We start from the raw sequence: 23,609 nt of genomic DNA, 5'->3' as shown, positions 1-23,609 counted from the left end.
CCTGGGGCAGGCCCGAGTGTCCTCGTCATCGGGCGGAAGAGCCGCCCGGTGACGGAGGATGCCGTGGTGGACGGACCGGAACGGAACCTGGAACTGCTCACCATCGGGGCGTTCGCCGCGCGCGCCCGCCTGTCGGCGAAGGCCCTGCGGCTGTACGACCGGCTGGGCCTGCTGGCCCCGGCGCACGTCGACGAGGCGACCGGCTACCGCTACTACCGCGCCGGCCAGGTGGAACGGGCCCGGCTGGTGGCGATGCTGCGGCAGCTGGACATGCCGCTCGCCCGGATCGCCGAGGTCGTCGAGGCCGACGACGGGACGGCGGCGGCCGGGCTGCTCGGTGCCTACTGGGCGGACGTCGAGGCGCGGGTGGCGGGGCAGCGGACGCTCGCCGAGTACCTCCGTGGACGACTGTCGGGGAGGAGCTCCGAGATGTACGGGAAGTTCACGGTCGAGACGGTGGAGGTGCCCGCCCAGGTGGTGATCTCCGAGAAGCGGCACACGCTGGCGGACGAGCTGCCGGCGTGGATCGGCGCGGCGCTGGACCGGCTGGCGGAGGCGGCCCGGGAGTGCGGGGGCGTGGCCGGAGTGCCGTACGTCGTCTACCACGCCGAGGTGTCGATGGAGAGCGACGGTCCCGCCGAGGCGTGTGTGCCGGTGGCCGACGAGGCGGCGGCCCGGGCCTGGGCGGAGCGGCGGGGCCGGGCCTGGGAGACGGCGGTGCGGGTGGAGCCGGCCCGACGACTGGCGTACACCAGGATCACCAAGGCGCAGGTGGCGCACCCGCAGATCCTGGCCGCGTTCGAGGCGGTGGAGGAGTGGATGGCGGCGCGGGGGCTGACGGCGACCGGCCCGTGCCGGGAGCTGTACTTCGCGGACTGGGAGGCGTCGGGGCCCGGGGACCCGGTGTGTGACGTGGCGTTCCCGGTCAGCTGATCTCCCTCTCGGAGATCTCCGGGCTCGATCCGGGCACAAGCGGAGCCCTCTCGGCTAGGACGGCGATGCTGGTCGAGAGGGCTCTGTCGGTGGTGCTTGTGGTGCTGTCGATCGCGGGGTCAGGCCTTGACCGAGTCCACGAAGGCGTGCCACGCGTCGGCGGGAAACGCGAGCTTGGGGCCCTCGGGGACCTTGGTGTCACCGAGCTCCAGGGCCTCGTCGACGGTCGACCTGACCATCACGCAGGCGCCGTTGTTGTTGGTGTAGGAGGAGGTCGTCCACGTCTCCGTGGCGCCCAGACGAATTGCCATGTTCGCTCCGTTGCGAGTTGCGTTTACGCCAACCCGTGCTGGTGGTTGGCGTGATCGACGCTACTCGCCACCCTCCTCGTTCAGCGCAGCCATTCACTCGACCGGATGGCATATTCCAAGGGAGTCTTCCAGTCAGGCGCGTCAGGGGTGTAACATCCCGCGCTCCGCCCGTCGGAAGATCATCCTCCGGCTCTGTCTCAGCGCGCGTACTCCTTCGCGACGCGCTCGATGAGCTGCCGGGACTGGTCCACGTTCAGCGACTGGGCGCGCAGGTGCTCGTACATCACCGTGTACTTCTGCACGTCCAGCGGCTTCTCCAGGTACAGGTCGCTGGTGACGCCCTCGATGTAGACGACGCTCGAGTCCGCCGCGTCGGCGAACTCCAGGATCGAGTACTGGCCGTTGATGCCGGCGTGCGCGCCGACCTCGAACGGCAGGACCTGCACGGTGATGTGGGGCATCTGCGACATCTCGATGAGGTGCTCCAGCTGTTCGCGCATCACGGGCCGGCTGCCGACGATCCGGTGCAGGGACGCCTCGTCCAGCACCACCCACAGCCGCAGCGGTTCGGTGTCGGCGGTGATCCGGCCCTGCCGGCGCAGCCGCACCTCGACGCGCTTGTCGTTGTCCGCCTCCGACGCCTCGGGCGAACCGCCCCGGATGATGGCCTCGGCGTACGCACGGGTCTGCAACAGGCCGGTGATGATCTGGGGTTCGTAGACCCGCAGCGACTCGGCGTCCGTCTCCAGGCCGATGTAGACGCTGTAGGGGATGTCCCCGAAGGCGTGCCACCAGCCCTGCTGCCGGGAGTCCTTGGCCATCTGCATCAGCGAGTCGACGATGCGCTGGTCCTCGACCTCGTAGACCCCGCACAGGTCGCGGACGTCGCGCTGGCTGATGCTGCGCCGGCCGTTCTCCAGCCGGCTGATCTTCGACTGCGACACCAGCAGCCGCTCCGCCACCTCTTCGGCCGTCATGCCCTTGAGCTCGCGGAGCCTGCGGAGCTCCTGGCCCAGCCGGCGCCGCCTGACGGTGGGATTGACATTGGACGCCACGGGACGTGCACCTCCGGCTGCGTGCCTCTACTTTGCGTATCTGCTGCTGAGCAGACTGCCACCAAGGTGCTTACTACCGCTGGGAAACGGTGGATATGCGACGGGTACACGCCAGTTCGGGCACGGCACGCCGAGCGGGGCGAAGAGAGTGTGCGCTCTCTTCGCCCCGCTCGGACAGCGGCTCCCGTGACCGGGTTCGTGGGTCCCGTGGTGCGTGCCGGTCGTAGGTGGTGCGGGCGCGGCGCGCGGCTCAGTGGGCCACCGCGCGCGCCATGGTTCCGTGGCGCGGTTGCATCGGAACGCCGCGGGCGGGTTCCGTCGCGGGCCTGGTTCCGCCGGCGGCCTGACGGCCGGGCGGGGCCGGGCTGCGGCGCGGCTGGGCCGCGACGCCGTTCTGGACGTCCATCACCGCGTGCGCGACGAGACCGCCCATGGGGTCGTGCCGGATCAGGTCCCTGAGCCGGGAGCGCGAGGAACGTCCCTCGTTGCCCGGGTACAGGTGCTTGCCGAGGCCGACCGCGTGAGCGAGGGCCGCGAGTGCCGCGGTCCGCGGGTCCGGCGGTACGCCGGTGCGGATCGCGGAGTCCAGACGGGACCTGATCTCCCGGCTGATCTCGGTGTCCGTCGCCTGGTAGCGAGTCGTCGGCAGCACTCCGCACATCTGGCCGGCCACGGCATGCACCATGCCGCACCGCTCCAGATGCGAGAGGTAGGTCTGGCGCAGCCCCAGTCGCGGCCCGCCAATCCAGTTCACTGCCCGCACGGGAGCGCCACGCCTTCGCAGCAACTCCAACGCGCAGTCCAACGTTGGATCTCCAGTCGGCCGTGGTGCCACCACGGCGATACGATCCCCGTCTGGGGCTATCCGTCCGGCCAGCGCCAGCTCTACTAGCTGTGCTCCGGCCAGACCGAGGTCGAGCGACTGCGGCTGTGCGGTGGTACCCGTGGTCGGGTCCAGCGCCAGCAACAGAAGCTCCTCCGGAAGTGTTCTGCGGCTCCTGCCCATCCATGCCTCCCCGCGTGGATGAAAGACAGGGTGACCCCTCTCACATTGGTCTGTCGAGGGTGCGTGACCGGTTCGTAGTGGAACCAGTAGGTATGTCGTTCTCGTCTACCGGTTGGGTTTGGCCCGCACACAGGACACTGGTACATGGTTCGGACAGCGCCGGGCGGTGTCACGGGCGGCGGTTCACGGTTCGGTACGCGCACGCGGGGAGTGCGGCGCGAGGAGGAGGCATCGGTGGCGGGCGAGTCCCCCGACAGGTCGAAGCAGAGCGAGTCGTCGGCACGAAGGACGTCGGGGAGCGCGAGTCCGGTTCCGGAGGCCAGGAGCGAAGCCGCCGACCCGCGGCTCGCGGTGGCCCGGGACGCGGAGAAGTCGTCGGCACGAGGCGGCGCCGATACGGCGACCCGTGTGCTGTCCACGCGGACGGCTGAGGAGCCGAAGAACTCCGAGCGGCCCGAGAGCGACGAGGACGCGGAGCGCGCCGAGGACGCCGGGAGCGCCGAGAGCGACTCGGGCGCCGAGGACGCCGGGAGCGCCGAGAGCGACTCGGGGGACGAGGACGCGGCGGCGGCCGACGCGGGTTCCGGTGAACGGTCCGGCGCCCAGGGCAATGACGGACGGCTGCGGGATGCCGTGGCCGCGTGGGTCGCGTCGGCGGACGACGAGCAGGAGGCCGGCGCCGAGCGCAGGGAGAAGGCCGGGAAGCCCGAGGAGACCGACGAGACCGACGAGACCGACGCGGACGCCCAGAAGGCCGGGAAGGCCGACGCCGGCGCCCAGGGCGGGCAGGACGCGGCCGAGGGCTCCGGAGGGGGCGCGGGCACGTCCGCGGGCCCCGACACGGACGGCAAGGACCGCACGGAGGCCGCAGAAGCGGCGTCCGAGAGCGCCAAGACGCCCCAGGACGACACCGACCAGCCCGAGGCGGACCGTTCCGCCACCGCGGACGCCGGGGACGGCTCGCACGACGCGGACGTCCCGGACGACGCGAAGGCGAAGGCGACCGGCCGCGACACCGACGCCGACGCGCAGGAGGCCGACGGCGACGCGCAGGAGGCCGACGGCGGCACCGATGCTGCCGAGCAGGCCGGCGACAAGGCCCGCACCCCCGCCGACCCGCGTGTCGTCACCGGCACCACCGCCGCGCCGAAGGCCGCCGGGGCGAAGACCACCGGGGCCGGAACCCCCGCCGATGACGCCGTCGAGGACGAGACCCCGACCGGCAGCTCCGCCGAGGACAAGCCCGGCACGGACGAGACCCCGAAGGCCGTCGGCGCCACCGGCGGAGCCGACGCCGCGGGCGATGACGGTGATGCTCCCGCCGAGCCCCCCGTCGACCAGCCCACCGCCGTCTTCAAGGCCCTGCGGCCTCCGGTCGATCAGCCCACCACCATGCTGAAGCTCGGGGGCGCGGCCAAGGACCTCCCGAAGTCGGACCTGCCGAAGACGGCCGCTCCGACGACGGACGGTCCCAAGAAGGACGTCCCGAAGACGGCCGCCCCCAAGACCGACGCTCCCAAGACGGCTGCCCCCGAGCGGGACGCCGAGCGGACCAGTAAGTTCGTCGCGCTCAAGCACCTGGACGACCCGGCGACCAGGAAGCCGCCTGCTCCGGCCGATGCCACCGCGCCCGTTCCTGCCGTCGGCCCCGAGCGGACCACGCAGCAGCCGCTGCCGCCCAAGCCGCCGCTGGATCTGCTGGCCGAGCTGACGAACACCCCGCCGCCCCCGGAAACCCCCCTCCGCACGGCGGCCCGGCGGGTGAAGATCTGGACGCCGCTGGTGCTGCTGCTGGTGGTCGTCTTCGCGGTCGTGCAGGCCGTGCGCCCGCTCCCCACGCCCACCCTGGAGCTCACCGCCAAGGACAGCTACACCTTCGACGGCGGCAAGGTCGACATCCCCTGGCCCGCCGACGGCCAGGCCGCGCTCGACGTCCAGGGCATCGGCACGTTCGGGTCCTCCGGCGAGCAGAAGCCCGTCCCGATCGCGAGTGTCGCCAAGGTCATGACCGCCTACCTCATCCTGCGCGAGCACCCGCTCAAGAGCGGTGAGAAGGGCCCGAAGATCGACATCGACCAGGCCGCCCAGGACCAGTCCGACGCCGGCCAGGAGTCCACCGTCGACGTCACCAAGGGCGACAGCATCACCGAGCGGGAGGCTCTGGAGAGCATCCTGATCGCGTCCGCGAACAACATCGCGCGGCTGCTCGCCCGCTGGGACGCGGGGTCCGAGAAGGCGTTCGTGCAGAAGATGAACACGGCCGCCAAGGACCTCGGCATGAAGAACACGACGTACACCGACCCGTCGGGCCTGAACAACACGACCGTCTCCACGGCCGTGGACCAGGTGAAGCTGGCCAAGGCCGCCATGCAGCAGCCCGCGTTCCGTGAGGTCGCGGCGATGATGTCGTACGTCGACTACAAGGGCACCAAGCACGACAACTGGAACCGCCTGGTCGGCTCCAACAACGTCACCGGCATCAAGACCGGCACGACCACCTCGGCGCTCGGCAACCTCGTCTTCGCGGCCAAGAAGGACGTCGACGGCGAGACCCACCGGATCATCGGCGCGGTCGTGCGCCAGCCCGCCGGCGGCCCGGACAACACGATTCTGGGCGCCGCCCTGTACGAGGGCGACAAGCTGATCCGGGCCGCGCAGGGTGCGCTGGAGCCGGCGACGATCCTGAAGAAGGGCGACGTCGTCGGGTACGCCGACGACGGTCTCGGCGGCCGCACACCGGTCGCCGTCACCGAGGACGTCACGGCCGTCGGCTGGGCGGGCCTGTCGGTCAAGCTGACGTTCGCCGGGGACGACCTGCCGCACACGGCCAAGGCCGGCACGAAGGTGGGCACGCTCACCGTCGGCGACGGCACCACCAGTGCTGTGAAGGTCCCGGTCGCCCTCCAGAAGGACCTGGTGGAGCCGGGCTTCGGGGCCAAGCTCACACGCATCGGCTGACCGGGGCACGACCCGCACCACCGCACCCCGCCGGTAACGGCCCGTCCGGGCGCCGCCCGGCGGGGTGCGTGCTAGCGTCCCGAATCGGGACAGGCAGCCGCTCGCGCCGGGCGCGGGGGCGGAAGCCGAGAACAGAAGACGGGACACGGGGAGTGCCTTCGAGTGGCCACTGCGGAGCCGACACGCGCAGACGACGCCGAACCGGGATCGGTATCAGGCCCGCGAATACGCCTGCCCGAAGCACCGGAAGACAGCTCCCCGAACGCCGCGGTGCGTAACGCCGTAGCGCAGGACGTCAGCGCGCCCGAGGGCGGCTCACCCGCAGCCGGTCCGTCCGCAGCCGGTCCGTCCGGAGCCGACTCGTCCGAAGCCGGCCCGGCCGAACGCGGCCCGTCTCGAGGCAGCGCGCCCGAAGCCGGCCAGGCCGACGGTGGCCCGTCCGGAGAGAGCAGGGCCGGGTTCGAGTGGCCCGCCTCCGTACTGGCCCTGCGCGAGCGCATGCTGCGGCACCCGGTCCTGTCCGTCACGGGGCTGGCGGCGGCCCTGCACATCCTCTGGTTCTTCACGTTCGCGAACAGCGGTGGCGATCTGGCCGCGCAGGACGCGTGGGCCGAGTTCGTCGGCCGGCACCCGGACTCGGCGTACAACCTCGCCTGGTACGGCGGGATGCACCCGGTGTCGTACAGCGTGGTGTCGCCGTATCTGATGTCGGTGCTCGGCGTGCGCACCACGATGATGATCGCGGGGACGGTCTCGGCCGGTCTGCTGACGCTGCTCCTGCTGCGCAGCCGCTCGGTCCTCAACCCGCTGTGGGCGTCGCTGGCGGGCGTGTTCGGGCTGTTCTGCAACGCGGTGTCGGGGCGGGTGACGTTCGGTCTCGGCATGATGTTCGCGCTCGGCGCGGTCGCCGTGGTGTTCTGCTGGCCCTACCGGTGGCGGTACAAACGCTGGGCGAAGGCGCTGAGCGCGGCGCCGCTGGCCGCGCTGGCCACCATGGCGTCACCGGTCGCGGGCCTGTTCGTGGGCCTGGTGGCGGTGGCGCTGTTCCTGCAGAAGCGGCGGCCGGGCGCGTGGGCGCTGGGCCTGGCGCCGACCGCGGTGGTGGCGGTGTCGGCGTGGCTGTTCCCGTTCTCGGGCACGCAGCCGATGGTGATCGGCTCGGTGCTGCTGCCGCTCGCGTTCTCGGTCCTCGCCTATGTGCTGGTGCCGCAGGAGTGGAAGACGGTCCGGCTCACGGCCGCGGTGTACGGCCTCGGGGTCGTGCTGGTGTGGCTGATCAGCTCCCAGATCGGTTCGAACATCACCCGGCTGGCGATGCTGTTCGCCGGGGTCGCGCTGGTGGCCGCGCTGCCGTTCACGGTGCCGCGCAGCCGCAAGTGGTACGCGGCCGTGGTGGCGCTGTGCGGTTTCGGGGTGTGGATCGGCTTCAAGACGGTCGACGACATCGTGCACACGGCCCCGGCGGCGTCCTGGTCGCGTGAGCTGGCGCCGCTCGTCAACGAGCTGCAGCAGGTCGGCGCCGAGAAGGGCCGGGTCGAGGTCGTTCCCGCCCGCTCCCACCGCGAGGCTTCCGCGCTCGCCCCGTACGTCAATCTGGCCCGCGGCTGGAACCGCCAGGCCGACATGGAGCGCAACCCCCTCTTCTACGACGACACGCTCAACTCGGCGAACTACCACGAGTGGCTCAAGCGCTGGGCGGTGCACTACGTCGTGCTGCCGAAGGGCGAGCCCGACGGTGACGGGGGGCAGCGGGAGCGGGCGCTGGTGCAGCGCGGGCTGCCGTATCTGACCCAGATCTGGGGCAACGACACCTGGCAGCTGTTCAGGGTGACCGCGCCGACCCCGCTGGCCGAGCCGAACGCGGTGGTCGACCGGGCCGAGCAGGGCGAGATGATCCTGCAGGTGAAGAAGGCGGGCCGGATCCTGGTGCGTATCCCGTACTCGCCGTGGCTGAGCATCGTCGACGCGCAGGGCAAGAGCCTGAAGCCGCCGCAGGAGACCGAGGAGTCCCGGAACCGTCCCGACGACGAGCCGAAGACGTACGTGAACGTCAACGGCTGCCTGGCGGAGACGGAGGAGGACGCGCAGGGCGACAAGTGGACGGAGCTGCTGGCGCCGAAGGCGGGGACGTACCGGCTGGCGGCGCCGTACCAGCTCCCGCGGGGCACGCCCTGCCCGGAGGAGCTGCGCTGAGCCTCAGCGCAGCCGGTCCACGTACTGGTCCGTGCCCGGCACCGTCGGGATGAACGGCGCCACCAGTTCCACCCTGCCCAGGCCCGATTCCGCCACGGCCGCGTCGAGCCCGGTGAAGAAGGAGTCCCAGCACTCCCTCGGGTCGGTCTGGAGGAACCACAGGAGCGTCAGGCGCGTGTCGACGCCCTCGACCTGTTTGACGTACGTCATGCGGTCGCCGGGGAGGGGGGTCGGGCGGAAGAGCGTCACCAGTGCGGCCGGGGAGCCCGCCAGGCGCTCGGGGAGGTGGCGGGTGCGCAGCCAGTGCAGGAGCGGGGCGCGTTGCTCGGGGGTGCCCGCCTCGACGACCTGGAGGACCAGGCCCGCGTAGGGGTGGTCGAGGGCGTGGACGTCGCGGGGGCCGGCCGCTCCGTCGCGGTACACGGTCGCCTCGTGGTCCTGGAACGCCGTGAGGACGTGCGTGCGGTCGTGGTAGACGCGGGCGTCCCGGTTGAGGCGCTTGTTGACGGCGACCGTCCAGCGCATGTGGTCGTCGTAGCGGCCGGCGGTGATCCAGTACGTGGAGAGGTAGCAGCCGGCGGTGACCGGCTCGGCGATCGCCGACTTGTCGGGGTAGCGCAGGAGCTGGAGGTCCCGGGTCGCCACCCAGCGGCGGCCCGCCTGCATCCAGGGCATGGCCATCGCGCCGGCGTAGTAGTGGTCGTCCTCGTACCAGCGGTTGTAGGCGTACTCGTGGCCGGGGTGCGGCTCGACCATGGTGATGAGGGCGTGTCCGGGGTGGGTGCCGTAGGGGCCGACGGCGGCCAGTTCGGCGTACAGCTCGCTGCGGGTGTCCTCGCTCATGCCCTTCCCCTTCGTCGGTGACTGACCCATACTCTGACGCTCCGTCAGATAGAGCGCCAGGGTTCCGGTCCGGGGAGGTCCTGCCATGTCACTGCTCGCGGGGAAGACGGTCGTGGTGTCGGGGGTCGGGCCCGGGCTCGGGCGGCAGGTCGCGGCGGCGGTCGTGCGGGACGGCGGGCGGGCCGTGCTCGGGGCCCGCACGGAGGCGAGCCTGGCGAAGACGGCCGCCGAGGTCGATCCCGGCGGGGCGTGCACCGCGTACCGGGCCACGGACATCTCCGACGAGGCGCAGTGCGAGGCGCTGGCCGAGCTGGCGCGGGAGCGGTTCGGCGGGATCGACGCGGTCGTCAACGTGGCCGCGCTCGACAGCTACTTCGGCGGACTGGAGGACGCCGACTTCGAGTCCTGGCGGTCGGTGCTGGACGTGAACCTGCTGGGCACCCTGCGGATGACGCGGGCCTGCCTGCCGTCGCTCCAGCAGGGCGGCGGGTCCGTGGTGTTCGTGGGGACGCAGTCGGCGGTGGCCGCCCCCTCGCAGGTGCGGCAGGCGGCGTACGCGGCGTCGAAGGGGGCGCTGACGAGTGCGATGTACTCGCTCGCGCGTGAGCTCGGGCCGCACCGGATCCGGGTCAACACCGTGCTGCCGGGCTGGATGTGGGGGCCGCCGGTGCAGGCGTACGTGCAGTTCGCGGCCCGGTCGGAGGGCGTGTCGGAGGCGGCGGTGCTGGGCAGGCTGACGGACCGGATGGCATTGCCGGAGCTGGCCACGGACGGGGACGTGGCGGACGCGGCGGTGTTCCTGGCATCCGACCGGGCCCGGGCGATCACCGGGCAGTCGCTGCTGGTGAACGCGGGCGAGCTGATGCGATGAGGTCTCTTTCCAGCCACACCCGCTGATTCAAGTACGTGAACCGAAGTCATCTCACCGAACTATTTTACGCTCTCTTGACCTTCCCCTTGCTTGCCGTGCGCACGTCACCGAAACCAGAGTTCACATGCCTGACCCTGGCGGCAGCACCGTGGAAGGGGATTCATGAACGGTCTCGACTGGGCCGTGCTCGTCGGCTACTTCGCCGTGATGGTCGCGATCGGCGTCTGGTCGCACAAACGTGTCGACAACGTCAGCGACTTCTTCACCGCCGGCGGCAAGATGCCGTGGTGGCTCTCCGGCATCTCGCACCACATGTCGGGCTACAGCGCGGTGATGTTCACCGGGTACGCGGGCATCGCCTACACCTACGGCGTCACGTCCTTCGTCACCTGGTCCTTCCCCATCGCCCTCGGTATCGCCATCGGCTCGAAGCTGTTCGCCCCGCGCATCAACCGGCTGCGCTCCCGGCTCCATGTGGCCTCCCCGCTGGAGTACCTGAAGAACCGCTACGACCTGAAGACGCAGCAGGCGCTGGCCTGGTCGGGCATGCTGCTGAAGATCGTGGACGTGGGCGCCAAGTGGGCCGCCATCGCCACCCTGCTGTCCGTCTTCACCGGCATCTCCCTCAACCAGGGCATCCTCATCACCGGCGGGATCACGGCGGTCTACTGCACCATCGGCGGACTCTGGGCGGACGCGCTGACCGAACTCGGCCAGTTCATCATCCAGTTGCTGGCCGGCGTCGCGATGTTCGTGGCGGTCTTCGTACGCCTCGACGACCACGGCGGCTTCTTCGGCGTCTGGGACTCGCCGGAACTCCAGGGCCACGGGAAACCGCTGGTCGGGCCGTACGGCACGGTGTTCCTGCTCGCGTTCCTCTTCATCAAGCTCTTCGAGTACAACGGCGGCATGCTCAACCAGGCGCAGCGCTACATGGCCACGCCGAACGCCAAGGAGGCCGAGCGCTCCGCCCGCCTCTCGGCGATCCTGTGGCTGGTCTGGCCGCTGGTGCTGTTCTTCCCCATGTGGATGTCGCCGCTGCTGGTCGAGTCGCAGAAGCAGGACGGCTCGGACTCCTACGCCCTGATGACCGAACAGCTCCTGCCGCACGGTCTGCTGGGGCTGGTCATCGTCGGCTTCTTCTCGCACACCATGGCCATGTGCTCCTCCGACGCCAACGCCATCGCGGCCGTCTTCACCCGGGACTGCGCGCCGGTGATCTGGGCGCGGGCCCGGGCCTGGAACCAGAGCCAGGGCCTGCGGGTCGCCCGGGTCGCCACGGTCGTCTTCCTCGGCCTGTCCATGGCGGCGGCGACGCAGGTCAATTCCCCCGCGTTCAAGGACATCATCACGGTGGTCATCAAGTGGGTGGCCGGTCTGATGGGCCCGATGGCGATCCCGATGATGCTGGGCCTGCTGCGCGCGTTCCGCCGCTCCGGCCCCACCGCGGCCCTGGTCAGCTGGTCGATGGGCCTGTTGGCGTTCTGGCTGGTGAACTACCCGATCCACTGGAACGTCGAGGGCGGCGTGCCGCTCCAGTACCAGGTGTCGATCCCGCTGGCGGTGTCGCTGGTCCTCTACATCGTCGTCGGCTTCATCCGGCCGGAGGACACACCGGAGCGGCTGGCGATCATCGAGAGGATCAACACGGACGGGGACGGCGCGGCGACGGCCACGGTCCCGGCCCCGGCCGGTCCGGCGGACGACGTGGTGCGGACCGGCAGGGACTGACCGCTCAGGCTCTCGGGTAGCGGGCGAGCCAGCCGGGGGACGAGCCGCCCGGGCCGTGCAGGGCCGGGCCCTGGGTCATCTCCATCGCGAAGTCGTCGGCCAGCTCCAGCATCGTGGGACGGCCTTCCAGCTCGGCCAGCCAGGCCGGGGGGAGGGCCGTCTCGCCGTGCAGGGCACCCAGCAGGCCGCCGGTCAGCGCGGCGGTGGCGGCGGACGGGCCGTCGTGGTTGACGGCGAGACACAGCCCGTGCCGGACGTCGGCGGCGACCAGTGCGCAGTACACGGCGGCGGCGACGAGCCCCTCGGCCGTGCCCGCCCCGCCCAGCTCGGCCACGCGCTCCGGGCCGGGCATGCCCTGCCGCACGGCGCCCAGCGCATGCTGCAGCGCGTCCGACACCGGCTGGTGCCCCGGCCGGGCGGCCAGCAGCCCGAGGGTTCGCTGGACGGCGGAGTCGAGGCTTTCGCCCAGCGCCAGCGCGTGCACGATCACGGCGTACGCGCCCGCCGCCAGGGCCGCCGTGGGATGGCCGTGGGTCTGCGCGGCGCACTCGACGGCGAGCTGGGCGACCAGCTGCGGCTCCCAGCCGACGAGCAGCCCGAACGGGGCCGACCGGGCGGCGGCCTCGGGCCCGGCCTCGCCGGGGTTCTTCGGCGCCTCGGGTGTCCCCATGGTCGCGTCGCCGAGCCCGAGCAGCAGGGTGCGGCTGGGGTCCCGCCGCGCGTACAGCCACTCCTCGCGCGCCAGCCACCCGTCTTCCTTGCGGCGCTCGTCGGGCCCCCAGTCGCGCTGGGTGGCGGCCCAGCGCAGATACGCCCGGTGCAGGTCGGTGGGCGGGTGCCAGGCGCCGGTGTCCCGCCGCACCTGGGCCCGGATCAGCCCGTCGACGGAGAACAGGGTGAGCTGGGTGAGGTGCGTGACGGCGCCGCGTCTGCCGTAGGCGGGGGCCAGGTCCACCAGGCCCTCCGCCCCGTGCGCCTCCCGGATCGCCTGCAGGGTCAGCCCGTCGACGGGCGCTCCCAGGGCGTCTCCCACGGCCACGCCGAGCAGGGTCCCCCGCACCCGGCTGCGGAAGTCCTGCTGCTCCGTACGGCCCCAGACGGCGCCGGCAGTCGCACCCACCTCGACCTCCCAGGGACCGTCCACACGTACGACGCCCTGCACTGTAATCGAACGGGGACGGGGGGTTCGGAGGGCGGAACAACGCCTTCACGGGCCGCTCACGGACCGTAGCCCTGAGCACTCGGGAGTACCGGACAGGCGTGCGAGGATCTGCGCCTGAACGACATGTGCGAACGTCCGGCCACGGAGGTGCAGGGGTGTCCGCGCGCCTAGGCCGCGTCCCGCTCGGCGGTGCGGCAGTCTCGGCATCGGCCCGGCTGCGCCGACCGGAAGGCCCGTTCGCAGCCGTCGCAGGTCTGGAGCGGGGCCGGGCGGGGAGGGGGTGCCGGGTGGGGCCGGGCCGCGGGGAGGGGCGGTGGGAGGAGGGTGGTCAGGCGGTGGGCGAGGAAGGCCGCCGGGTGCTTGATCGGCACCTGCGGCAGGTCGGACGTCAGCGTCCGTTCCACCGCCGTGACCGGGACGCCCCGCTCCAGCCACGCCGACACCTGCGGGGCCAGCCTGTGTACGTCGCGTTCGCTCAGCAGCAGGCGGGAGTCGGTGGCACGCAGGCCGGTGAGGAGATCGGCGGCGGTGCGGCATGCCTTCGGGGCCGGGGATTCCTTCCGGGGCGGAGGGGAGGCCGGGCGGGCTGGAGGGGAGGCCGGGTGGTGCTCGGGGGTGGTCGTCCCGGGCTTGTTGTACGAGACCGTGCGGGTTACGACTCGGCCGGATTGAAGACGCTCCCTGGCGCGCGTGAGGTAACCGTGGGTTTCCAGTTCCCGCAGGGCGGCGGCGATCCGGATCTCGCCCTCCTGGAACTTGGCCGTCAGCGTCTTGATGCCGATCGGGCTTCCGGCCGGGAGCGACTGGATGTGGACGGCCAGGCCGATCGCGGTGAGTGACAGGTCCGGGTGCTGGGCCAGGTGGTTGCCGACCACCGTGAAGTTGTCCTCGTGGCGCTCCGTCACGTGCTGGACACCGAAAGTGCCGGACTGCGCGCGTGCGGGCGCGCTAGGGTGCTGGTCAGTCATCGGGAAGGCTCGACTTCCTAGGTGATCAGGCCCTCGCAGTGGGATGGCAGTCCCGGCGGGGGCCGTATTCGTTTGTGGGGTTGTCTGCGCTGACGCTGCACCATCGACTGCCCTCCACGCCAGTTGAGTTGGTGATGTTCACCCCTGGGGGTGAGTCGCGGGGGCGGTGGGGGCGGGGTTGGTTCTTTCCCCGGTTCTTTGGTTCTTGACGTCGGGACCGGCCGGGTCATGACGGGCCGCGATCCGGCATCTCGGGCCTGCAGTTCCGTCAGGAAACCTGGACACCGGCCCCAGTTCGGCCCACACCGTTTTGGAGTCGGCAGGTGCCTCCTCCACTCCCCAGCGGCTCGCGTACGCCGCGACGATCCACAGGCCGCGGCCGGACTCCGCGTCCTCGCCGCCCGGTTCCGAGACGCTCGGGATCCGGTCGCCCCGGGCGTCGGTGACCTCGACGCGGAGCGTGCGGTCGGCGTGCAGCTTCAGGCCGAGGCGGAAGTCCCTGCCCCGGACGCGGCCGTGCAGCACGGCGTTGGACGCCAGCTCCGCCACCACCTGCGCGGCAGCCTCGTAGGGCTCACCCCACTCGTCGAGCTGGCGTTCGGTGAGCAGCCGGGCCAGTCGAGCGCCTCTTCGAGTGGCGGACAGCTGGATCGTGAAGTGCCGGGCGAGGAGAGGGATTTGCGTGGGGACTTTCTGACTCATGTCACCCAGCGTGCTCGCCCGTCCCTACTCTGAACAGCAATGACCTCGGTACGGAGCGTGACTGTCCGGACGCGTGGCGGGGTCGTACGGCTCGTACGTCAGGAGGGGAACGCGTGGAGGACGAGGAAGCGGCGGCCGTGCTGCGGACGGTCGGACGGCAGATCAAGATGTGGCGCGAGGCCGCGGGGCTGAGGCAGGCCGAGCTGGGGTCGGCCATCGGGTACGGGGAGGAGATGGTGTCGTCCGTCGAGCGCGCCCGGCGCATCCCCAAGCCGGACTTCCTCGACAAGGCGGACGAGGTGCTGGGGGCCTCCGGCAAGATCTCCGCGATGAAGGAGGATGTGGAGAGGGCTCGGTATCCGAAGACCGTCCGGGACCTGACCAAGTTGGAGGACCAGGCGGTCGAGCTCGGGGCGTATGCGGCCCTGCACATCCACGAGTTGTTGCAGACTCCCGAGTACGCCCAGGCGCTGTACGCGATGCGGCGGCCGGCGTACAGCGAGGACGAGATCGAGCGCCACGTGGCAGCACGCATGGCACGGAAGGCCGTCTTCGATCGGGTGCCGCACCCCCTCATCACCTTTGTCCAGGAAGAGATGACACTACGGCGGCCGCTCGGAGGCAGGATGGTGCTGCGTCGCCAGCTCGAACACCTCCTGGAGGTAGCCAAGTTGCGGCACGTCGAGATCCAGGTGATGCCCATGCGCAGGGAGGACCACGCAGCAGTGATGGGCTCCTTCCGGCTGTTGAAGCTCCAGGACCGCACGGCGGTCGGACACACGGAAAGCCAGCTGTACGACCGGGTGATCAGCGATCCGAAGGAGGTCCAGATCCTCGATATGCGCTATGGCATGATCCGGGCGCAGGCCCTCTCGCCGCGCGAGTCGCTGACCTTCATCGAAAAAGTGCTGGGAGAAGAGACATGACGCCCACCCCGCTCACGTGGATCAAGAGCAGCTACAGCGGCAACGACGGACCGGACTGCGTCGAAGTCGCGATAGCGCAGCCCTCCATCCACATCCGCGACTCCAAGAACAAGGACGGCTCCCGACTGTCGTTCACCGACGGTGCCTGGTCCGAGTTCCTGGAGTTCACGGCAGGACGCTGGCGTCCGTGAACCTCTCCAGCGCCACGGCATCCAGTTCCCGGACGCGGGCCAGGTCCGCCCGGGCCTCCTCCGGGCGCCCCATGACCGTATGCAGCACGGCCCTGCGGCACAGCGCCCAGACGTAACCCGGCCGCATCTCCACCGCCCGGTTCAGATCGGCCAGTGCCTCCGCGTGGCGGCCCAGGCGGGCCAGGGACTCACCCCGGCTCGCGTAGGCCGACGTGTACGTGGGGTCCAGGGCCAGTGCGACGTCCAGGTCGGCGACCGCTTCCTCGTCACGGCCCGCGGCACGCAGCGCGTCGCCGCGTTCGCAGCGGGCCCAGGGCCAGTCGGGACTCTGAGCCAATGCGTGGTCGAGGTCGGCCAGTTGGCGACGGGTGTCACCCAGGGCCCGCCACACCCGGGCGCGGCGGGCGAGCGCCCACGCGTAGTCCGGGTCGAGGTCCAGTGCCCGCCCGAGGTCGGTGAGGGCCGCGTCCCGTTCGCCGGCACGCTCGTGCGTGGCGCCCCGGGAGGCCCAGGCGAACGCGGAGGCGGGGTCGAGGCGAACCGCTTCGGTCAGGTCCCGGATCGCCTCCGCGTCGCGTCCGGCGATCCGCTGGTGCTCCCCCCGCAGTGCGACGTACCAGGCGTTGTCCGGGTCCAGCGCGACGGCCCGGTCCAGGTCGGCGATCGCTCCGTCGTGGTCGCCGAGGTCGCCCCGGATCCCAGACCGGTGCCGGTAGGCGAGGGCCAGTGCCGGATCGAGCTCGACGGCCCGGTCGTACTCGGTGAGGGCCTGGGCGTGCGCGCCCTCGCCGCGCAGTTGGTCGCCCCGTACGAGGCGGGCGCGGGCCTGGGCCGGAGCGTCGAGTACGCCCCGGCGCAGGAGCAACCCCAGCGCGGCGGCGATGCCCTCCGTGTCGAGTGCCGTCGTCAGGTCGGTTCCCCACTCGGACACCGGCTGGAGTTCCGCGTCGTGCCCGGCGTCCACCAGCACGCGTGCCCACCGCACGGCCATGACCTGGCCGGCGCCGCAGGCATGGACGAAGTCCCGCAAGGCCTGGGGCAGCGCCCCCCGTTCACCGGCGCAGAGCAGGTGGTAGTACTCGGCCTGGCGCAGGTCCCGCCAGGTGTCGTCGAGCCAGAGATCGGCCACGTCCCGTCCGGCTTCCTCCCGCCAGTGACGGAACGTGCCCGCCAGGCGCCGCTGCCGCTGCGCCCACTCCCGGGGCGCCCTGCGGCGTTCCGCGCGCAGCATCGGCGCCCGTACGACGTCGTGGTAGCGCAGGCGTCCCCCGCCGCGCACGCTGACGAACGGCATCGCCCGCAACCACGCGTAGAGGGCATCCAGTTCCTCCGGTGGGCAGTCGACCGCCGCCCGGAACACATCGCCGTCCAGCCACCTCGGCAGTGCGCAGGCCAGCGCGGCGGCCCGGCGGACCGGGTCCTCCTCCCACCTCAGGAAGCGGTCCACGGCTGTCGCGCTCGGGTCGCCCACGTCGTCCGGAGCGGTGGGGCGCGACTCGGCGAGCGTGGAGACCAGGACGGGGAGGCCGCCGGTGAGGCGCAGCACCTCCTCGACGACCGGTTCGGCCGTCACGCCCTTGGCGGCCAGCAGGCCGCGCGCCTCCCGCTCCGTGAAGGGGGCCAGCGGGAAGTCCGCCACGAAGTCCGCCAGCCCGCCCCAGCGCGCCGGGTCCAGGCGCGTCCTGCCCGCCGTGGTCACCACCGTCGTGGCGGGCACGCCGCCGTGGCGGTCCGTCGTCATCGTCTCGTGCAGCCAGGGGTCCAGGTACGGGCCCGTCCGCTCGTAGGTGTCCAGGAAGAGGGCGATCCACGGCGCGTCCGAATCCGTCAGCTCGCGCAGGAGCACCGGGGTGAGCACCTGCTCGGGGGCGAGGACCAGCCGGAGGTCCTCGTGGTTGCGGAAGCGGGCCACGAGGCTCGCGCGCAACCGGTCGGCGACGTGCGCGAGTTGCTCCGCGTCCAGCATCCCGGCCAGCGGCCCGACCACCGGCACCATCCCGGCGGCGACCACCCCCGCCCGTGCCACCATCCGGCCTCCCGTGGACGGGCCGGTCTCTTCCGGAGCGCTGTCCAGGACGGCCAGTGCGGCCAGTTCCGCCTCGTGCCGGTGTTCGCGGTGGGCGGCGAGCAGGCGCTCCAGCTCCTTCAACCGCCGTCCCTGGGCGGCGAACTGGCGGCAGATCTCCGCCATCACCTCCGGCACGCTGCCCGCGCCGTCGTCGACGAACGCCGTCAGCGCGCCCTGTTCGCGGGCGATCTGCTCCAACTCCCGCAGCAGGAAGGTCTTTCCGACGCCCGCGTTGCCCTGCACGTGGAAGCGGAAACGGTGGCGTTCGTCGTGCGGGGCGGTGCCGAAGTTGGCGCGGAAGGCGGCGCGTTCGGCGGAGCGGCCGACGAAACCGGCCCGGCCGCGCTGCCGTATCAGCTCCTGCATGGACGGTTGAGGCTGCGCCATCCGTACGTTCCCCTCGTCTCGCGCGGTCGGCCCCGGCCGACATTGTCGCTCAACCGCCGCCGGGTACATCGGATGCCCGTGCGCGGGGAGAATGATCGTCATGGCCACCTCCACAACTCCACGCGGCGGGCTGTCCCTTGCCGCCATGCTGCTCACCGCGACCATCGCCCTCTACATGGCGCTCGTCGCCTTCGGGAACATCACCGACTTCGGGACCAACCAGCAGTTCGTCCGGCATGTGCTCGCCATGGACACCACGTTCAAGGACGAGGACCTGATGTGGCGGGCCGTCACGAGCCAGGGCCTGCAGGACGCCGCCTACGTCGGGATCATCGTCTGGGAGACCCTCGCCGCGCTGGCGCTCATATTCGGGAGCTGGCTGTGGGCCAGACGCGATGAGCAGCGCGCCCGGCAGTGGTCGACGTACGGGCTGCTGATGGTGATGCTGCTGTTCGGGGCCGGGTTCATAGCGATCGGCGGTGAGTGGTTCTCGATGTGGCAGTCGAAGAGCTGGAACGGACTGGACGCCGCGACCCGGATCTTCCTGTTCAGCGGGATCGTGCTGATCGTCAACCAGCTGCCGGGCCGGCGGGCGGACACGTCCGCCGCCTGAGCGCCGCCGCTAACGGCCTTCATGCGCTGCCGCGTCGGCCGCGCCCGGCGGAGCGGCGCCGCCCTCCGGCCGGGGAACTTCGTCTGGATCTCGGAGTCCTGGTGTGTGATCGCGCCCGTTCGTGGCCTCGTTCGCATGCCGGGCGATGTAGATCCAGTCGAAGCCGTCGTGTCCCTCGGTGTCGAGATGCTGCGCTCGGCTGAGTCCGGCGCGTAACGCCACGTGCTGAGAGGCGACGTTGGCCGGTCGCACGCGGGCGATCAGCGGGAGGCCGGGCAGGTGACGGGATGCCCAGGTGGCAACCGCGCCTGCGGCTTCGCCGGCGAAGCCTCGGCCCCAGGCTGAGCTGGCGAAACGGTAGAAGAGGTTCAGGACCGGGGCTCCGTGCAGTTCCATGGGCTTGATTCCGCAGAATCCGAGCTGCCGCACGGAGCCTTGGTGCCGGACGACCCAGTACCCGTACCCGTGCTGCTGCCACTGGTCGTCCCAACGCCGGTAGAGCGCCTCTGCTTCCTCGAACCGGGCGAGCGCGTCGGAGGGGTTGTGGGTACAGGTCTCCGGATCACTGTGGACGGCGAAGATCGCGTCGACATCGGCGGCGGTCGGGCGTGTCAGCAACAGCCGGGCGGTCTTCAGCTCCACGGCCGATGGGCTCCGGTCGCTCATGTCCCGACCACATCACCGGTGCGGAAGATGCGGTTCAGGTGGTGGCCCAGGACTGTGGTCGCGGACTCCGGGCTGCGCTGGCCGACGAGGACGCCCGTGCCGAGTCCCGCGGACATGGCGAGCAGGCCGGCGGCCTCCAGCCGTGCGTCCACATCGGGCTCGAGCAGTTCCGCTTCCTGCGCCTGCCGGAGGAGTTCGGCCAGGGCGTCTTCGGCGGCGTCGGGGTTCTTGATGAAGGGCTGGGCCGCTAGCGCCGGGTCGGTCACGGCCAGTACGGCGTACGACGTATAGAGGTGGTGGAAGGTGCGGCTCTCGTCGTCCGTCGGCAGCGCCGCCAGCAGCAGCGCCTCGACCTTCGCGCGCGGACCTGGGGCGTCCCCGGCGGCCCGCACCCGGGCGGAGACCCGCTCCCCGAATCTCTGCGCCAGCAGTTCGAGCCCGAAGAGCAGCAACTTCTCCTTGGTCTGGAAGTAGTACTGCACCAGCCGCAGCGATACGCCCGCCTCCGCTGCCACGTCACGCATCCCGACGGCATGCAACCCGCGTCGGCCGGCGACCCGGACGAGCGCCTCGGCGATCTCGGTGCGCCGCTCTGCGTGGTCCACGCGCTTGGGCATCGGCCGGTTCTCCGCTCGTCGTTCCTGCTACGGCCCCCAGGGGACTCTTTAATGATACAGCTGTACCAAGTTAGTGGTACGTTCGTATCACAAAACCGAGACGCCGGAGGTGGCCATGCCCGAGACCGCTGCCCGAACCCGGGCCGATGTCGGCCGTTACGTGAGCGATTCCTGGCGGGAGCGCCACTTCACGGCCTGCGATGCGGTCTACGCACTGGGGGCGCCCGCGCGCTCGGAAAAGGACGTCAAGACGTCCTTCGGCACCACGCACGTCTACCGCTACGGCGCCGAGAGCCAAACCGCCCGATCCCGCACCCCCGTCGTCCTGGTGCACGGGGCGGGTTCCTGCTCCGCCATGTGGTACCCGAACACCCCCGCCCTCAGCGCAGACCGCCCGGTCTACGCGATCGACACCCCGGGCGATCCCGGCCGCAGCGTCCAGCGCGAACCCATCCACCAGCCCGAACGTGCGGCGCAGTGGCTGGACGAGACGCTCGCCGGGCTCGGACTCGACCGCGTCCACCTCGTCGGCTCCTCCTACGGTGGCTGGCTCGCCCTCAACCAGGCGCACCGCAGGCCCGGCCGCCTCGCCTCGGTCACCCTTCTCGACCCCGGCGGCCTGGAGAAAGTAGGGCTGCGCTTCTTCGTCTGGATCTTCGCCGGCCTCTTCGCCACCTTCGCACCCAAGGCGCTCCGCCCGCGGCTGGCGGCCTGGCTGGAACAGCCGGTCCTCGTCGTGCCGGAACTGCGCGCGATGATCCGAACGGCGGTTCGCGCCTACCGCATACGTCGCCCGGCGCCGCTTCCCCTGTCCGAGGAGGAACTGTCCACCATCCGGACGCCGCTCTATCTGGTGCTCGGCAAGCGAAGCCTCCTCGTGCACCCGCAGCGGCAGGCAGAGCGCGTACCGCGCCTGGTTCCCGGTGCCCGAGCCGAGATCATCTCCAGCACGGGCCACGGGCCGCAGATCGACCACGCGGAGGAGGTCAACCGCAGGATGCTGGACTTCATGGCCTCCGTCGACTGACGACCACTCACGCCGACGGGCCGGGACAGCACCGTGGTGGGCAGCCCGGGGGCACGGCCACGTTCGAGGAGATCCTCCGGCCTCAGCCCGAGGTGCGCGTCACCGGACCACGGTCACGGTCGTGCCGACCGTGCCGAACGTCCACAGGGCCGTGCCGTCCGCCTTCCGCATCCTGACCCCGCCCGTCGAGGTGCCGGAGGCGGGTGGCGGCGGTGAGGCCCCGTCGACCGCGTTGGAGAAGGCGACCGAGACGCCGGACTTCGCGGCGAAGTACAGGATGTGTTCGATCTGGACGCCGTCCGAGCCGGTCGTGCCCGGGTTGCGCGAGGACACCGCGTAGCTGCCCGGGTCGGGGCTGACCGAGCCCGGCCAGACGGTGAACGTCCGGCGGGTCGCCTCGCTCGCGTCGACCAGCCAGACCCGCTTCTCGCCGAGGGAGTAGACGATGCGCCGGCCGGTGCCGGAGCCGTCGGGCACCCGCGGGGGGACCGACGCCGTCGGGGTGGGCTGCGCCGAGGCCGTGGGCTTCGGCTCGGCCGACGCGGCGGTGGGGTGCGTGCCCTGGTCCGCCCGCACGCCCAGGACCGTCACCGCGGCTATCGCTCCCACGGTCAGCCCGGTCACCCAGGCCCACGAAGGAAGTCGGGCAGGCACCGGCACGCATCTCCTCAGTCACGGGACCCCGCGTCGAAGCGGGGCTCCGATCATCGTACTGCGCGCCCGCGGCCCCTCGGCTCCCTCCCTCAGCCGCCCCCGGCGGTCTTGCGGACCGGTACCGGGCCCGTTCCGGCGCCGCGGGCGGCGTACCGCGGGGTGCGCACGGGGGCCGGGTAGGAGAGGTGCACCAGCCGGGTCTGCTCCTGACGCATGTGCATGAGCGATTCGAGGATGTAGCCCACGAGCAGGACGAGCGCCGCGATGGTCATGATCGCGGCGGCGAGGATCGCCGTGGGGACCCGGGGCACGGTGCCCGTCTCGATGAAGTCGGCGATGACGGGGATGCCCAGGATGACCGAGACCAGGGCGAGGAGACCCGCGAGCACGGTGTGGACCAGTGAGGGGCGTTCGCGCCGGGCCAGGTCGAGGATGACCCGCAGGATGCGCCATCCGTCCCGGTAGGTGCGCAGCTTGCTCTCGCCACCGGCGGGCCGGACCCGGTAGTCGGTGAGGACCTCCGCGGTGGGCAGCCGCAGGTGCAGCGCGTGGATCGTCATCTCGGTCTCGGTCTCGAACTCCCGGGCCAGTGCCGGGAAGGACTTCACGAAGCGCCGCGAGAAGACCCGGTAGCCACTGAGCATGTCGGTCACGTCGTTGCCGAACAGGGACCGCACGGCTCCGGTGAGCAGCTTGTTGCCGACCGCGTGCCCGGCCCGGTAGGCCCCGTCGACGCTCACCCGGCGGGCGCCGACGACCTGGTCGTAGGGGCCTTCGAAGAGCAGGTCGACCAGCTCCCGGGCACGGGAGGCGTCGTAGGTGTCGTCGCCGTCGATGATGAGCAGCGCGTCGGCGTCGACGTCGGCGAAGGCGCGGCGGATCACGTTGCCCTTGCCCTTGCGGGTCTCCTGCCGGACGATCGCGCCGGCGGCCCGGGCGACCTCCGCGGTCCGGTCGGTGGAGGCGTTGTCGTACACGTAGACGACGGCCTCGGGCAGGGCCGCGCACAGGTCCCGGACCACCTTGCCGACGGCCGCCTCCTCGTTGTGGCACGGCACGACACACGCGATCGTCGGTTCCACGACCACTCCTCACTCGACCGGTTCCTCACACAGTCAGCACCTCAAACGCCGGCACTCCTACATCAGCACCTCATACAGTCCGACATAGTGCGATATGAGCGCGCCTGACCGGATGGGGTACGCCAGGTCGTTACGCTCGCCGTGTGCCGGTCCTCGACTCTGTGACGCTGCGTGCGCGTGAAGCCATCAAGGGCATCTGGCGCGAGGCCGCGAAGTTCGGCGTCGTCGGGATCCTGGCCTTCGTCGTCGACAACGGGGGCTACAACCTGCTCGTCTTCGGCCTGCCCGGCGGCGCGGAGGGCGGGGTCATGCGAACCGCCCCCGTACAGGCCTCCGTCGTCGCGACGGCCGCCGCGGCGCTCTTCAGCTGGGTCGGGAACCGCTACTGGACCTACCGCGGCCGGCACCGCGCGAAGGTGACCCACGAGCTCGCGCTGTTCCTCGTCGCGAACGGGGTCGGGCTCGCCATCACCGCGGGCACGGTCTTCGCGTCCCGTCAGCTGCTCGGACTCGACTCGGCGCTCAGCGACAACACCGCCCGCATCCTCGGCTGGGTCCTCGCGACCCTGTTCCGCTTCTACGCCTACCGGCGCTACGTCTTCGTCGCACCCTGACCGGCCCGCGCCCACCGACCCGTTAGCATCC

At 71.4% G+C, this 23,609-nt stretch carries 21 protein-coding genes and 1 pseudogene; 10 read left to right on the top strand and 12 right to left on the bottom strand.

Translation table 11 applies throughout. The features are described from left to right. The first annotated feature begins 48 nt into the window (after nt 1–48). A complete protein-coding gene (locus AB0B29_RS10380; protein ID WP_362236618.1) occupies nt 49–933 on the top strand; it encodes a MerR family transcriptional regulator in 885 nt (294 codons plus the stop codon). A 119-nt stretch (nt 934–1,052) separates the two neighbouring features. On the opposite strand, the gene AB0B29_RS10375 is transcribed toward AB0B29_RS10380, so the two are convergent. From AB0B29_RS10375 to AB0B29_RS10365, 3 genes are all read right to left on the bottom strand, one after another. Continuing rightward, nucleotides 1,053–1,244: a DUF397 domain-containing protein gene (locus AB0B29_RS10375; protein WP_362236615.1), complete on the bottom strand. Its 192-nt coding sequence runs from the start codon at nt 1,242–1,244 to the stop codon at nt 1,053–1,055. 197 nt (nt 1,245–1,441) lie between these two features. Further along, entirely contained in the window at nt 1,442–2,299 is an 858-nt protein-coding gene (locus AB0B29_RS10370; protein WP_362236612.1) for a helix-turn-helix domain-containing protein, read from the bottom strand. 250 nt (nt 2,300–2,549) lie between these two features. Continuing rightward, the gene (locus AB0B29_RS10365; RefSeq protein WP_104780067.1) at nt 2,550–3,305 is read right to left on the bottom strand and encodes a GOLPH3/VPS74 family protein; all 756 of its coding nucleotides are present in this window, start codon (nt 3,303–3,305) and stop codon (nt 2,550–2,552) included. 144 nt (nt 3,306–3,449) lie between these two features. Here AB0B29_RS10365 and AB0B29_RS10360 point away from each other — a divergent pair, with 144 nt between their 5' ends. Together AB0B29_RS10360 and AB0B29_RS10355 are read left to right on the top strand one after the other, a co-directional pair. Beyond that, a complete protein-coding gene (locus tag AB0B29_RS10360; RefSeq protein ID WP_436845819.1) occupies nt 3,450–6,263 on the top strand; it encodes a D-alanyl-D-alanine carboxypeptidase in 2,814 nt (937 codons plus the stop codon). A 162-nt stretch (nt 6,264–6,425) separates the two neighbouring features. Continuing rightward, nucleotides 6,426–8,456, top strand: a complete 2,031-nt coding sequence (locus AB0B29_RS10355) for an MFS transporter (RefSeq protein WP_362236609.1) — start codon at nt 6,426–6,428, stop codon at nt 8,454–8,456. 3 nt (nt 8,457–8,459) lie between these two features. Here the strand turns inward: AB0B29_RS10355 and AB0B29_RS10350 are convergent, their stop codons facing one another. Then, entirely contained in the window at nt 8,460–9,299 is an 840-nt protein-coding gene (locus AB0B29_RS10350; RefSeq protein WP_362236607.1) for a hypothetical protein, read from the bottom strand. 85 nt (nt 9,300–9,384) lie between these two features. Here AB0B29_RS10350 and AB0B29_RS10345 point away from each other — a divergent pair, with 85 nt between their 5' ends. Together AB0B29_RS10345 and AB0B29_RS10340 are read left to right on the top strand one after the other, a co-directional pair. After that, nucleotides 9,385–10,170 (top strand): SDR family oxidoreductase, encoded by a 786-nt coding sequence (locus AB0B29_RS10345; protein ID WP_362236604.1) that lies wholly within the window; start codon nt 9,385–9,387, stop codon nt 10,168–10,170. Between the two features lie 162 nt (nt 10,171–10,332). Continuing rightward, complete coding sequence (locus AB0B29_RS10340; protein ID WP_362236601.1) at nt 10,333–11,901, top strand: sodium:solute symporter family protein; 1,569 nt, start codon at nt 10,333–10,335, stop codon at nt 11,899–11,901. A 4-nt stretch (nt 11,902–11,905) separates the two neighbouring features. Here AB0B29_RS10340 and AB0B29_RS10335 read toward each other — a convergent pair whose 3' ends face one another. From AB0B29_RS10335 to AB0B29_RS10325, 3 genes and pseudogenes are all read right to left on the bottom strand, one after another. Continuing rightward, complete coding sequence (locus tag AB0B29_RS10335; RefSeq protein WP_362236599.1) at nt 11,906–13,021, bottom strand: ADP-ribosylglycohydrolase family protein; 1,116 nt, start codon at nt 13,019–13,021, stop codon at nt 11,906–11,908. Nucleotides 13,022–13,230: 209 nt separating this feature from the next. Next, nucleotides 13,231–14,031, bottom strand: coding sequence for a helix-turn-helix domain-containing protein (locus AB0B29_RS10330; RefSeq protein ID WP_362236596.1), 801 nt, complete (start codon nt 14,029–14,031; stop codon nt 13,231–13,233). A gap of 291 nt (nt 14,032–14,322) precedes the next feature. Further along, nucleotides 14,323–14,733: pseudogene (locus AB0B29_RS10325) on the bottom strand (ATP-binding protein); the annotation flags it as partial. A 113-nt stretch (nt 14,734–14,846) separates the two neighbouring features. On the opposite strand from AB0B29_RS10325, the gene AB0B29_RS10320 reads away from it, so the two are divergent. Both AB0B29_RS10320 and AB0B29_RS10315 read left to right on the top strand, forming a co-directional pair. Continuing rightward, nucleotides 14,847–15,659 carry a helix-turn-helix domain-containing protein gene (locus AB0B29_RS10320; protein ID WP_362236593.1) on the top strand — a complete coding sequence of 271 codons (813 nt, stop codon included), beginning with the start codon at nt 14,847–14,849 and terminating at the stop codon, nt 15,657–15,659. Next, entirely contained in the window at nt 15,656–15,850 is a 195-nt protein-coding gene (locus AB0B29_RS10315) for a DUF397 domain-containing protein (RefSeq protein WP_362236590.1), read from the top strand. The genes AB0B29_RS10320 and AB0B29_RS10315 overlap by 4 nt, the downstream gene beginning before the upstream one ends. Here AB0B29_RS10315 and AB0B29_RS10310 read toward each other — a convergent pair. After that, nucleotides 15,825–18,305, bottom strand: coding sequence for a tetratricopeptide repeat protein (locus tag AB0B29_RS10310; RefSeq protein WP_362236588.1), 2,481 nt, complete (start codon nt 18,303–18,305; stop codon nt 15,825–15,827). The genes AB0B29_RS10315 and AB0B29_RS10310 overlap by 26 nt on opposite strands. Nucleotides 18,306–18,405: 100 nt before the next feature. On the opposite strand from AB0B29_RS10310, the gene AB0B29_RS10305 reads away from it, so the two are divergent. Then, entirely contained in the window at nt 18,406–18,918 is a 513-nt protein-coding gene (locus AB0B29_RS10305) for a DUF2165 domain-containing protein (protein WP_362236586.1), read from the top strand. A 9-nt stretch (nt 18,919–18,927) separates the two neighbouring features. Here the strand turns inward: AB0B29_RS10305 and AB0B29_RS10300 are convergent, their stop codons facing one another. Together AB0B29_RS10300 and AB0B29_RS10295 are read right to left on the bottom strand one after the other, a co-directional pair. After that, nucleotides 18,928–19,560, bottom strand: coding sequence for a GNAT family N-acetyltransferase (locus AB0B29_RS10300; protein ID WP_362236584.1), 633 nt, complete (start codon nt 19,558–19,560; stop codon nt 18,928–18,930). 20 nt (nt 19,561–19,580) lie between these two features. Beyond that, on the bottom strand, nt 19,581–20,201 hold the full coding sequence (locus AB0B29_RS10295) for a TetR/AcrR family transcriptional regulator (protein WP_362236582.1): 621 nt from the start codon (nt 20,199–20,201) through the stop codon (nt 19,581–19,583). 115 nt (nt 20,202–20,316) lie between these two features. Here AB0B29_RS10295 and AB0B29_RS10290 point away from each other — a divergent pair, with 115 nt between their 5' ends. Continuing rightward, nucleotides 20,317–21,228: an alpha/beta fold hydrolase gene (locus AB0B29_RS10290; protein WP_362236579.1), complete on the top strand. Its 912-nt coding sequence runs from the start codon at nt 20,317–20,319 to the stop codon at nt 21,226–21,228. A 99-nt stretch (nt 21,229–21,327) separates the two neighbouring features. Here the strand turns inward: AB0B29_RS10290 and AB0B29_RS10285 are convergent, their stop codons facing one another. Next, nucleotides 21,328–21,882, bottom strand: a complete 555-nt coding sequence (locus AB0B29_RS10285) for a hypothetical protein (protein WP_362236576.1) — start codon at nt 21,880–21,882, stop codon at nt 21,328–21,330. Nucleotides 21,883–21,971: 89 nt separating this feature from the next. Continuing rightward, the gene (locus AB0B29_RS10280; protein ID WP_362236573.1) at nt 21,972–22,970 is read right to left on the bottom strand and encodes a glycosyltransferase family 2 protein; all 999 of its coding nucleotides are present in this window, start codon (nt 22,968–22,970) and stop codon (nt 21,972–21,974) included. Nucleotides 22,971–23,107: 137 nt separating this feature from the next. Here AB0B29_RS10280 and AB0B29_RS10275 point away from each other — a divergent pair, with 137 nt between their 5' ends. Further along, nucleotides 23,108–23,578, top strand: a complete 471-nt coding sequence (locus AB0B29_RS10275) for a GtrA family protein (RefSeq protein ID WP_362236570.1) — start codon at nt 23,108–23,110, stop codon at nt 23,576–23,578. Nucleotides 23,579–23,609 lie beyond the last annotated feature (31 nt).

Source organism: Streptomyces tibetensis (assembly GCF_040647715.1).
Lineage (GTDB): Bacteria > Actinomycetota > Actinomycetes > Streptomycetales > Streptomycetaceae > Streptomyces > Streptomyces tibetensis_A.
This window is presented reverse-complemented; position numbering and strand designations above follow the sequence as displayed.